General features: G+C 67.4%; 11 protein-coding genes. 1 reads left to right on the top strand and 10 read right to left on the bottom strand.

The genetic code is table 11. From position 1 onward, the window contains the following. Positions 1–278 precede the first annotated feature (278 nt). Positions 279–2,273: a DUF3592 domain-containing protein gene (locus tag ACOQFS_RS01085; RefSeq protein WP_421561141.1), complete on the top strand. Its 1,995-nt coding sequence runs from the start codon at positions 279–281 to the stop codon at positions 2,271–2,273. A gap of 113 nt (positions 2,274–2,386) precedes the next feature. Here ACOQFS_RS01085 and tolA read toward each other — a convergent pair whose 3' ends face one another. The 10 genes from tolA to ACOQFS_RS01135 form a co-directional block, all read right to left on the bottom strand. Further along, positions 2,387–3,355, bottom strand: a complete 969-nt coding sequence (tolA, locus tag ACOQFS_RS01090) for a cell envelope integrity protein TolA (RefSeq protein ID WP_421561142.1) — start codon at positions 3,353–3,355, stop codon at positions 2,387–2,389. A 40-nt stretch (positions 3,356–3,395) separates the two neighbouring features. After that, a complete protein-coding gene (locus ACOQFS_RS01095) occupies positions 3,396–3,824 on the bottom strand; it encodes an ExbD/TolR family protein (RefSeq protein WP_421561143.1) in 429 nt (142 codons plus the stop codon). 17 nt (positions 3,825–3,841) lie between these two features. Further along, entirely contained in the window at positions 3,842–4,567 is a 726-nt protein-coding gene (tolQ, locus tag ACOQFS_RS01100) for a protein TolQ (protein WP_421561144.1), read from the bottom strand. Beyond that, positions 4,564–4,983, bottom strand: a complete 420-nt coding sequence (locus ACOQFS_RS01105; RefSeq protein WP_421561145.1) for a YbgC/FadM family acyl-CoA thioesterase — start codon at positions 4,981–4,983, stop codon at positions 4,564–4,566. Before ACOQFS_RS01105 ends, tolQ begins: the two co-directional genes overlap by 4 nt. Next, positions 4,983–6,167 (bottom strand): pyridoxal phosphate-dependent aminotransferase, encoded by a 1,185-nt coding sequence (locus tag ACOQFS_RS01110; protein ID WP_421561146.1) that lies wholly within the window; start codon positions 6,165–6,167, stop codon positions 4,983–4,985. Before ACOQFS_RS01110 ends, ACOQFS_RS01105 begins: the two co-directional genes overlap by 1 nt. Positions 6,168–6,267: 100 nt before the next feature. Further along, positions 6,268–6,810 (bottom strand): transcription antitermination factor NusB, encoded by a 543-nt coding sequence (gene nusB, locus ACOQFS_RS01115; RefSeq protein ID WP_421561147.1) that lies wholly within the window; start codon positions 6,808–6,810, stop codon positions 6,268–6,270. Next, positions 6,807–7,271 (bottom strand): 6,7-dimethyl-8-ribityllumazine synthase, encoded by a 465-nt coding sequence (gene ribH, locus ACOQFS_RS01120; protein WP_421561148.1) that lies wholly within the window; start codon positions 7,269–7,271, stop codon positions 6,807–6,809. Before ribH ends, nusB begins: the two co-directional genes overlap by 4 nt. 22 nt (positions 7,272–7,293) lie before the next feature. Further along, the gene (gene ribBA, locus ACOQFS_RS01125; RefSeq protein WP_421561149.1) at positions 7,294–8,415 is read right to left on the bottom strand and encodes a bifunctional 3,4-dihydroxy-2-butanone-4-phosphate synthase/GTP cyclohydrolase II; all 1,122 of its coding nucleotides are present in this window, start codon (positions 8,413–8,415) and stop codon (positions 7,294–7,296) included. A 376-nt stretch (positions 8,416–8,791) separates the two neighbouring features. Beyond that, positions 8,792–9,088: a 2Fe-2S iron-sulfur cluster-binding protein gene (locus ACOQFS_RS01130; RefSeq protein ID WP_421561150.1), complete on the bottom strand. Its 297-nt coding sequence runs from the start codon at positions 9,086–9,088 to the stop codon at positions 8,792–8,794. Positions 9,089–9,101: 13 nt separating this feature from the next. Beyond that, positions 9,102–9,737, bottom strand: a complete 636-nt coding sequence (locus tag ACOQFS_RS01135; protein WP_421561151.1) for a DUF938 domain-containing protein — start codon at positions 9,735–9,737, stop codon at positions 9,102–9,104. Positions 9,738–10,470: the final 733 nt, after the last annotated feature.

Consider the following 10,470-nt stretch of genomic DNA (forward strand, 5'->3'; position numbering starts at 1 on the left):
GTCCTGCATAACCCTCGCGAGTGCGTGGTAGTGCTGATCGGGATGGGCCGCAAGGCGTCTTTTTGCAGCCAATAGCGCGGCTATTGGCAAGAAAAGCAACGTAGCGGACCGCCCGAGACGCGCTAGCACGGACCGCAGGGAGTTGTGCAGGACATCCCTACGGGCATATTTGATGCATTTTTTGTGCGTCACGCCGCTGTCGGCTGTGTGCCATTGATCTGTCACGGTCTGCCCATTAACCTGCCGGCACAACAACAGCAAGAAATGGAGGCACATCCATGGTCAGAGAGGGTTCCCGCCGGTCCACGCATCCCCTGGGCCTGGTGGCGGTCCTGGTGTTCAGTGCGGTGTTTACCGTGGCGTTCGGCACCGGGGGTTATGTGTTCGGGCTCAAGCCGCTGGTGCTGACCTTGCGGGCGGCGCTGGAGGTGCGCAGCTGGCAGCCGGCGCCGGCGCAGGTGCTGAGTGCGCGGCTGCAGCGGCATGCCGACAGCGACAGCACCACATGGCAGGTGCGTGCGCGGTACCGGTATGAATTCGGCGGCAAAGTCTTTGAGGGCAACCGCGTGGGGCTGGACCCCACGGCAGGGGCCGACAACCTGGGCGACTGGCACGAGCGCTGGCACGCACGGCTGCAGGCGGCGCTGTCGCGTGGCGAGCCCATCACGGTCTGGGTCGACCCGCGCCGTCCCTCGCAGTCATTGATCGACCCCCACCCGCGCTGGCAGATGCTGGCCTTTCGCGTGCCGTTTGCCCTGGTCTTCACCGGGGTGGCCCTGGGGGCGGCCTGGGTGTTTGCCGGTGCGCTGTGGCAATTGCTGCGGCGTCCGCCATCTCAGCAGCAGCAGGGGTTCTATGGGCAGGGTGGGGAGGGGTGGGCTGCGCAGGGTGTGCATGAGCACGATGAACAACGGCACGCTGGACTGGGGCAGGAGGGAGTTGGTCCCGCGCCCGCCCGCCACGCCACCAGCGCCGCAGGCCGTTCCGCAGGCGCCCTCTGGCTGTTCAGCCTGTTCTGGTGCGGCATTGCCTTTCCCATGGCGGGCATTCTGTGGACGTCCGACCGCGCACCGTGGTTGGCCAAGGCCTTGATCGGCCTGTTTGTGGTGGTGGGCGTGGCGCTGCTGGCGCATGCGCTGGGCCAGACGCTCAAGGCCTGGCGCTACGCCGGCACCTCCCTGGCGCTGCGCCCCGCGCGGCCCCGCGCAGGACACGCTGTGGAATGCACCATCACGCTGCCCGAGCGGGCCGCCCTGCAGCAGCAGGGCCGCGATCTGCATCTGCGCCTGGCGCAATACCGGGTGGACGAGTCCAGCTCCGGCAACGCCGAACGCCGCGTCGAAGACTTCACGCAGCCGGCGCGTGTGCTGCCCTTGCCGGATGGCAGCCTGCACCTGTCGGGGCGCTTCGAGATGCCGGGCGACGCCCCACCGCACGGCGCCCGGCGGTCGGGCGAGCGGGTGGACTGGCGGCTGGAACTGCTGCACGGTGCCCGCGGAAGCGTGCAGCTTTGCTACGACCTGCCCGTTGAGGCCGCGCCTGCAGGCGGGGCGCATGCGGCCGATGCGCCTGCGGTCGACCGGTTTGACCCCCGTGCCGCCTGGGCGCAGGTGACGCCCATCGAGCCGCTGGCCGAAGCTGCCACCCTGGGAGCCCGCCTGCCGCACCTGCCCGGCACCGTTCAGCTGCAGGAGATGGCCGAGGGCTGGCGCTACCGCTTTGCCCCGTCGGGGTGGCGCTGGGCGGCTGGCCTGGTGTTGGCCGGGCTCGCGGCAGAGGCCCTGATACAGGGCCGCGTGGGGCTTCATGGCTTCCACGGGCCCCGGGGGTTCTTGGGCGCCAGCCTGTGGTGGGCGCTGGCGGCGTTTGCGCTGTACGCAGCCACCTGCCGGTGGACGCTGTGGGTCACGGACTCCGGCATCACCGTGCTGCGCACATCCTGGCTGGGCTCGCGCGCACAGGTGTTGCCGGGCGCGGCCACGGCGTCGCTGGTGCACAAGCTGCTGTTCACCGCCGGCAACACCGGCGCCGAGCGCCGGTACTACGCGGTGTATGCACGGCCGGATGGAGGTTCAGCGCTGGTGCGGCTGACCCCCGGCCTGCCCGGCGACGCCGCAGCCACCGCCCTCGGCCAATCGCTGGCCCAGGCCTGGGCCCAGCGGCGCGGACGTTTCAGCCCCGGCGCGCTGCGCCCGCACGCGCGGGCGCATGGCTGGCGCCCGTCCTGGGGCTGGTTTGTGTTGCTGCTGCTGTGGGTGCTGCAATACGCATGAGATGCTATGTCTAAAAAGATAGCAAACAATGCTCTGTAGATAAGCGCTGGGAGCCTTTTTTAAGGGTTTTTTGGACGAGAGCGCAATTTTTGCGCCCTGTCCGGGTGCCAGCGTCAGTCCTGCGGCCGGAAACCGATGGTCAATGACGGTGGCACCCGGCCGTCCACATCGCGCGGCAGGGTTTCCGTCTTGTCCAGCGCGCGCAGCACGGCGTCGTCCCAGGCCTTGCTGCCGCTCGACTGCACGAGGCGCTTGCCCACGATGGTGCCGTCGGGCGACAGGCGCACCTCCACCTCGGCCCGCGGGTTGCCGGAGATGGCGTCGGGGTAGACGATGTTGGGCTTGACCTTGGCCGCCACCTTGCCACCGTAGCTGCCCGAGGGGCCTGCGCTGCGCTGCGCAGTGCCCGTGGCGGTCTCGCCGCCGGTGGCGCCTGCCAGGCCCTGGATGCGGCGCAGGTTGGCCTCGCGCTGTTCGGCCAGTTGCTTGGCTTCGGCCTCGGCCTTGCGCTTGGCGGCCTCGTCGGCCTTGCGTTTTTCTTCGGCCAGCTTCTTCTGCTTTTCCTGTTCGGCCTTTTTCTGCTCGGCCAGCTGCTTTTCGCGCTGCTGTTCCTGCTCGCGAAGTTCTTTCTCGCGCTCCTTGGCCTGGCGCTCCTTCTTCTCCTGCTCGGTGCGCTCGCGCTCGCGTTTTTCACGCTCCGCCTTCTGCTGCTGCTCGCGGGCCTTCTTCTCTTGCTCCAGGCGCTTTTTCTCGCGTTCGATGGCGATGTCGGCCTCGCGCGTGTCGGGCGGCTCTACCGCCCGCGGGGGTGGTGGGGGCGGTGGTGCGGGCGTGCGCACTTCGGGGGTGGGCGGGGCGGGCGGTGGCGGCGGGGGCTCCACCGCACGGGGGGCTGCCTGCTGCGGCACGGCGGCCCACAGCTCGGCTTCCACGGCAGGCTGGTCGGTGCTGCTCTTCCAGTTCACGCCCCAGGTCAGTGCGCCAATCAGCACCGCATGCGCCAGCACCGCCAGCGTGATGGCACGCAGGCGCGCCGGCGGGCGGGGCGGGGCAAACTGGTCGCGGTCGTCGTGGGCGTGCATGGATGAAGGCGAATCGGTGCGCAGGCGGCGGGGCGGTCTTTTACCCGCCCTGCTTCACGGAAAGGCCCACGCGCTGTACGCCGGCCTTTTGCAAGGCGTCCATGGCCTTGACCACGTTCTCATACTGCACGCCCTTGTCGGCGCTGATCACCACGGCGCTCTCGCTGCCCGCGCCCTGGCTTTTCTGCCAGCGGGCGGCGGCTTCGCCGATTTCGCGCTGGGTGTGGCTGCGCGTGGATTCGGGAGTCTTGAGCTGCAGGGACCCGTCCTTGCCCACGATGACCTGGGCCACCACCTTGGGCATGTTCTTGCCCTTGCCCACGCTGGGCACGTCGATCACGCCGGGCGTGAGCATGGGCGCGGTCACCATGAAGATGATGAGCAGCACCAGCATCACGTCGATGAACGGGACCATGTTGATCTCGTTGATGGTGCGGCGGCCTCGGCCGCGGGATGCCATGGCGGGCATGGGCGGTGCCTCCCTCGTCAGTGGCCCGAGGCCGTGTGGGTGGCAGCGGCCGGGTGGCCCGGCTGGTGGGCGCCCAGGTTGCGCTGCAGGATGTTGGAGAACTCTTCGATGAAGGTCTCCTGGTGCGTGGCCACGCGGTCGATGTCGCGGGCGAAGCGGTTGTAGGCAACCACGGCCGGAATGGCGGCAAACAGGCCGATGGCCGTGGCCACCAGCGCCTCGGCAATGCCCGGCGCCACGGTGGCCAGCGTGACCTGCTCCATGCCCGCGAAGCCGGTGAACGCATGCATGATGCCCCACACCGTGCCGAACAGGCCCACGTAGGGCGACACCGAGCCCACCGATGCGAGGAAGGACAGGCTCGATTCGACCACGTCCATCTCGCGCTGGAAGCTCGCGCGCATCGCGCGGCGGGCGCCGTCCAGCAGGGTGCCGGGGTCGGCAATGCGCCGCTCGCGCAGCTTCTGGTATTCGCGCATGCCGCTGGCGAAGATGCGTTCCATGGGGCCAGCATGTTTTGCGTTTTGCGCGGCGCTGGCAAACAGGTCGTTCAGGCTGGTGCCCGACCAGAACTCGCGCTCGAACTCATCGTTGAGCGTCTTCACGCGCTTGAGCGCAAACAGCTTGCGGAAGATGGCGGCCCAGCTCGCCACCGACACGGTCAGCAGCAGCAGCATCACGAGTTTCACCACCCAGCTGGCGTGAAGCACCAGGGAGATGATGGACATGTCTTGGGAGTTCATGGTGCGAGTTGTTCGAGGAGGGTGCTCGGAATGCGTGCGGGCCGCAGGGTGGCGGCGTCCACCCATCCGATGCGGATGGTGGCTTCGGCCAGCAATGCGGGGGGACGGTCGGTCATCTGCTCTGGTTTCAGGAGCGCCTGCTGCACTATTGTCAACGATGCGCGGCCACCGGCTTGCAGGGTGGCGGTAACAATGAGTTCGTCGTCCAGCCGCGCGGGCCGGTGGTAGCGAAGCTGGGCATCGGTTACGACAAACATGCCTCCGGTTTGTTCCCGCAGGCTGTGCTGGCCCACGCCCAGCGAGCGCAGCCACTCGGTGCGCGCGCGCTCGAAATACTTGAGGTAGTTGGCGTAGAACACGATGCCGCCGGCATCGGTGTCTTCCCAATAGATGCGGATGGGAAGCTGGAAAGCCATCAGCCCAGCAGTGCGCGCAGCCGCGCCACCGACTCTTGGAGTTGCGCCATGGAGTTGGCGGTGGAAAAGCGGATGAAGCGCTCGGGCTCGTGCGCGCCGAAGTCGCGCCCCGGCGTCACCGCGATGTGCGCGCGGCGCATCACTTCAAACGCAAAGTCCCAGCTGCCATTCACGCCCAGCGCCTGCGCGGCCTGCGTGCAGTCGGCCCAGGCGTAGAACGCGCCGTCGGGCATCACGGGCACGTGCAGGCCCAGCGATTGCAGCGCAGGGATGAAGAAGTCGCGCCGCGCCTTGAACTCGGCCCGGCGGCGTTCGTATTCGGCAATGCTCTCGGCCTCGAAGCATGCGAGCGCGGCGTGCTGCGCCACCGTGCTCGCGCAGATGAACAGGTTCTGCGCCAGGCGCTCGACCACGGGCACCATGGCCTCGGGCACCACCATCCAGCCCAGGCGCCAGCCGGTCATGTTGAAGTACTTGCTGAAGCTGTTGATGCTGATGATGCTGTCGTCGATGGCCAGCGCCGTGTGGCCGAACTCTTCCTCGTACGACAGGCCCAGATAAATCTCGTCGATGAGGGTGATGCCGCCGTGCGAGCGCACCACGTCGTGGATGCGGCGCAGCTCATCGGGCGCAATCGAGGTGCCGGTGGGGTTGGAGGGCGAGGCCAGCAGCACGCCCCGGGTCTTGTCATTCCAGGCAGCACGCACCTTGTCGGCGCTCAGCTGGTAGCGCTCTGCCGCCGTGGTGGGCAGCAGCACGGCTTTGCCTTCTGCAGCGCTCACGAAGTGGCGGTTGCAGGGGTAGCTCGGGTCGGGCATCAGGATTTCGTCGCCGGCCTCGATCAGCGCCAGACAGGCGAGTTGCAGCGCGGCCGAGGCGCCCGCCGTCACCACGATGCGGCGCGCCGGCACATTGACGCCAAAGCGGCTCTGGTACCAGCCGCTGATGCGCTCGCGCAGGGCGTCGAGGCCCAGCGCGTTGGTGTACTGCGTGGCGCCGCTGTGCACGGCGCGTGCGGCAGCTTCCTGCACCAGGGGCGGGGCGGTGGAGTCGGGCTCGCCGATGTTCAAAAAGATCATCGGCTCGCGCGTGCCCGCCACCTCGCGCGCGAGGGCCTGCGCGGCCTTGGCCACTTCCATCACATAGAACGGTTCGATGCGCTCTGCGCGCGAGGAAAACTTCATGGCAAACGCATCCTGCCCGGGTGGGGCGTGGGAGGGAAAAGTGGCAGATAGAACCAGCGAAGCGGCCCGGCGCGCCAGAGCGGCGCCCGGGCGAGCGCGGTCAGGCCGCGCCGGTGCCTGCGGCCTTGTCGGCGGCGACTTCCACGGCGCGCAGCGTTGGCGCCAGGCTGTTGAGCACGGCGTTCACGTACTTGTGGCCGTCGGTGCCGCCAAACTCCTTGGCCAGTTCGATGCACTCGTTGAGCACCACACGCCAGGGCACGTCCAGGCAGTGCTGAAACTCGTACACACCGATCCACATGCTGGCGTGCTCGATGGGCGAGATCTCGGCCATCTTGCGGTCCAGCAGCGGGGTGATGAGCGCGTCCATCTCGGCCGCGTTGGCGATGCAGCCGTGCAGCAGCGCGTCGTAGTGCACCGAGTCGGCCTTGTGAAAGCCCGCCAGGTCGCGCGTGAACGCATCGATGGCGTGGGCATCGTTGCCGCCCACCAGGTGCTGGTACAGCGCCTGCAGCGCGAATTCGCGCGCGCGGCTGCGGTTGGACTTGGAGGCCGCCTTGCGCGTGCCGGTGCTCTTGAGGCCGGTGCGGCTCTGCTTGGGCGGGCGCTGCGACTGGGAGGGGGTGGGATTCTCGTCGGTCATGACAGCTCGTCCAGCAGGTTGGCCATTTCCACCGCCACGCGGGCCGCGTCCACACCCTTGTCGGTCTGGCGGGCGATGGCTTGCTCCATGTTCTCGGTGGTGATGATGGCGTTGGCGATGGGCAGGTGGTAGTCCAGCGCCAGGCGGGTGACGCCCGCGCCGGACTCATTGGCCACCAGCTCGAAGTGGTAGGTCTCGCCGCGGATGATGCAGCCCAGCGCGATCAGCGCGTCGTACTCGTCGGCCTCGGCCATGGCCTGCAGGGCCACGGGCACTTCGAGCGCGCCGGGCACCAGCACGTGCTTGATGTTCTTTTCCTGCACGCCCAGCGCCAGCAGCTCTGCGCGGCAGGCGGCGGCCAGGGTGTTGGTGATGCTTTCGTTGAATCGGGCCTGCACGATGCCGATGTGCAGTTTCTTGCCGTCCAGCTTGTCTGCGGTGCCTTTGTCTGCGCCAAACATAAATGGTGATCCTGTTCTGTCTTTATTCTTTGGGGATGAAGCCGGTGATCTCGAGGCCGTAGCCTGCCATGCTGGGCATGCGGCGCGGCTGGCCCATCAGGGCCATCTTGTGCACGCCGCACTCGCGCAGGATCTGCGCACCCACGCCATAGGTGCGCAGGTCCATGCGGCCGCGCTCGGGCGCCTGGGCCGCGCGGGCCGTGCCTTCGAACTGGGCCAGCAGTTGTGTGGCGCTCTCGCCGCAGTTCAGCAGCACGGCCACGCCCTTGCCCTGGGTCTCAAGGTATTGCAGGCTGGTGTCCAGGCCCCACGAGTGCATGGAGCGGTTGACTTCCAGCGCGTCAAACACCGACAGCGGCTCGTGCACGCGCACGGGCACCACGTCGTCCGCGCTCCACTGGCCTTTGACCAGGGCCAGGTGCACCGCCTGGCTGGGCTTGTCGCGGAAGGCGTGGGCAGTGAATTCGCCGTAGGCCGTCTGCAGCGTGCGCGTGCCGACCTTCTCGACCAGCGATTCGTTGCGGCTGCGGTATTCGATCAGGTCGGCAATGGTGCCGATCTTGAGGCCGTGTTCTGCCGCAAACAGCTGCAGGTCCGGCAGGCGCGCCATGGTGCCGTCGTCCTTCATGATTTCGCAGATGACGGAGGCGGGGCTGCAGCCGGCCATGGCGGCCAGGTCGCAGCCGGCCTCGGTGTGGCCGGCGCGCATCAGCACGCCGCCATCCACGGCCTGCAACGGAAAGATGTGGCCGGGCTGCACCAGGTCGGCGGGCTGGCTGGCGCTGGCCACGGCCACCTGCACGGTGCGGGCGCGGTCTGCGGCCGAGATGCCGGTGGTCACGCCTTCTGCGGCTTCGATGGAGACGGTGAACGCCGTGCTGTACACGGTGCCGTTGCGCGCAGCCATGGGCGGCAGCCTGAGGAACTCGCAGCGCTCGCGGCTCAAGGTCAGGCAGATCAGCCCCCGGCCGAAGCGGGCCATGAAATTGATGGCCTCGGGGGTCACATGGTCGGCCGCCAGAACCAGGTCGCCTTCGTTTTCGCGGTCTTCTTCATCCACCAGGATGACGATGCGCCCGGCGCGCATCTCGGCCACGATGTCCTCGACGGGCGAGATCGGCACGGGGGTGAGGGGGGTGTTCATGGAAGGCTTGGGCTTTCTGTGGGACTGCCGGCGGCGGAGCGTGCAGCGCAGGTTCCCGTGGCCGGGGGCTGTATGCGGCGTGCGCCCCCCAGAAACCGTCCAAAGAACATGCGATGCGGCGCTGCCGCACGTCAAAGGGGCTGGGGAGCCTCTGCATGAATCATCGCACCGCGTGCATCTGCGGTCTCGGGCGGTCTGCTGCGTTGCAAATGCTCGCAATAGCCCCGCTATTGCTGTGCTTTGCGCCTTGCAATCCATCCCGATCCGCAGCGCACCCGCCGCGTCATTCATGCAGAGGCTCCCTGGCCCCCAAAGCCCTGGATTTTAGTGCACCGGGGCCTGCTTGGCTTCTGAAAGGTGCCGCGCCTGACGCAGATCAGATGGCGCTGCCCTGCAGCACCACGTCCGATGCGGGGTAGGCCACGCACGGCAGCACGCAGCCTTCCTCTTTTTCCTCGGCCGTGAGGCCCGGCCATTCGATGGCGTAGCGCACGGTGCCCTCGACCAGATGGCCCAGGCAGGTGCGGCAGGTGCCGTTGCGGCACGAGCTCGGCCAGTCGATGCCGCCTTGCTCCATCGACAGCAGCAGGGGCTGCTCGGGCCAGGCGTCGCACTGCAGGCCATCGGGTTCGACCTTGGCGATGAAGAAGGGGGCGGTGGTGGGTGTGTTCATGGGGTGTGTTTCGTCAAGCTTGGCGGGCGGCGTGGGTCCACACCAGCAGCAGGTTGTTGGCGGGCAGGGCGTGCCGCGCGGCCAGTTGCAGGCCAGCCTGTGCGGCCGCGCCCATGACGTCTTCAATGCGGCGGATGCCCCAGGTTGCGTCCTGCGCGCGCAGGCTGGCGTCGAAAGCGATGTTGCCTGGGGCGGTGGGCACGCCGTCTTCCAGGTAAGGGCCGTAGGTCACCAGGCGGCCGCCAGGGGCCAGGTGGCGGGCTGCGCCCTGCATCAGCCCCGTGCAGCAGGCCCACGGGGCGATGTGCAGCATGTTGGCGCAGTAGATGAGATCGAACGGCGTGCCGAACGCGGGGCCTTCGGCAGGCCACGCGGTGTGCAGCACATCCAGCCGCAGCGGCGGGCACACGTTGTCCGCCCCTGCCTGCGCGGCCCAGCCGGTGATGGAGCCGAAATGCGTGGGCTGCAGGTCGGTGGGCTGCCAGGCCCAGCCGGGCAGGGCGGCGGCAAAGTGCGCTACGTGCTGCCCGGTGCCGCTGGCAATCTCCAGCGCCGTGCCCGTGGGGGGCAGCAGCGCCCGCAGGTGCTCAAGGATGGGGGCCCGGTTGCGTTCTGCGGCGGGGCTGTGCTGAAGGGAGGCGGTGGACATCAGTGTTATTGGCGCTCAACGCTTATCCATAAAGGCTTTAAAGCTATCAAATATGGAGCAATCGGCGCAGGGCCGCCCTGCAATGTACCGCAGCCGCTTTGCCCGTCCGGTTTGCCTGTTTTTTAAGCGATGCAGTGAAACGCCTTGCAAATCAATGACTTGAAACCGTCATACAAGGCTTGTCCAGGTTTATCCACAGGATTGTCCCGTGCGGGGCGGGATAACTGGCGCATCGGTGGCGTTTTGGCGGGGCCGTGCGGGGGTGCCAGCGGGCGCAATGCGATTGCTTATTATTTGGGCGATTCAACGATAGTCGTTTGAAATCAATAGCTTGCGCGTGTCGTACAGGGCTTTTCCCACGTTGTCCACAACATTGTCCAGTGCTGGGCGGGATAACCCGATCCGCCTTGGCGCATGCTGCCTAAAAATTATGCAGCGTAGGACGGTTCTTTCAAAATCAATCACTTGCGCTTGTCATACAAGGCTTGTTCACACTTATCCACACCATTGTCCAGCGCAGGCAGGGATAACCCGCGGCGCGCTGTTTTGGGGCTCTTAGAACGTGTTTACGATCTCTCAGGGGTCGCGCAGCGGCCTGGTCGGGATGGGATGCCAGGCGCGGTGCGCAGCCGATAGCCCGTGCTATCGGCAAGCCCCGCAACGCCGCAGACCGCCCGGCAAGGCACTTGCCCGAAGGGTTGGAGTGAAATCGGGCGATTGGACGCCTCGGCTG

Source organism: Paracidovorax sp. MALMAid1276, assembly GCF_049198005.1.
In the GTDB taxonomy this organism is placed as follows: Bacteria; Pseudomonadota; Gammaproteobacteria; order Burkholderiales; family Burkholderiaceae_C; genus Acidovorax.

Excerpts from the sequence above, each read along its gene's own strand:
- ACOQFS_RS01085 (WP_421561141.1), top strand. The coding sequence starts at position 279 with ATGGTCAGAGAGGGTTCCCGCCGGTCCACGCATCCCCTGGGCCTGGTG.
- tolA (WP_421561142.1), bottom strand. The coding sequence starts at position 3,355 with ATGCACGCCCACGACGACCGCGACCAGTTTGCCCCGCCCCGCCCGCCG.
- ACOQFS_RS01095 (WP_421561143.1), bottom strand. The coding sequence starts at position 3,824 with ATGCCCGCCATGGCATCCCGCGGCCGAGGCCGCCGCACCATCAACGAG.
- tolQ (WP_421561144.1), bottom strand. The coding sequence starts at position 4,567 with ATGAACTCCCAAGACATGTCCATCATCTCCCTGGTGCTTCACGCCAGC.
- ACOQFS_RS01105 (WP_421561145.1), bottom strand. The coding sequence starts at position 4,983 with ATGGCTTTCCAGCTTCCCATCCGCATCTATTGGGAAGACACCGATGCC.
- ACOQFS_RS01110 (WP_421561146.1), bottom strand. The coding sequence starts at position 6,167 with ATGAAGTTTTCCTCGCGCGCAGAGCGCATCGAACCGTTCTATGTGATG.
- nusB (WP_421561147.1), bottom strand. The coding sequence starts at position 6,810 with ATGACCGACGAGAATCCCACCCCCTCCCAGTCGCAGCGCCCGCCCAAG.
- ribH (WP_421561148.1), bottom strand. The coding sequence starts at position 7,271 with ATGTTTGGCGCAGACAAAGGCACCGCAGACAAGCTGGACGGCAAGAAA.
- ribBA (WP_421561149.1), bottom strand. The coding sequence starts at position 8,415 with ATGAACACCCCCCTCACCCCCGTGCCGATCTCGCCCGTCGAGGACATC.
- ACOQFS_RS01130 (WP_421561150.1), bottom strand. The coding sequence starts at position 9,088 with ATGAACACACCCACCACCGCCCCCTTCTTCATCGCCAAGGTCGAACCC.
- ACOQFS_RS01135 (WP_421561151.1), bottom strand. The coding sequence starts at position 9,737 with ATGTCCACCGCCTCCCTTCAGCACAGCCCCGCCGCAGAACGCAACCGG.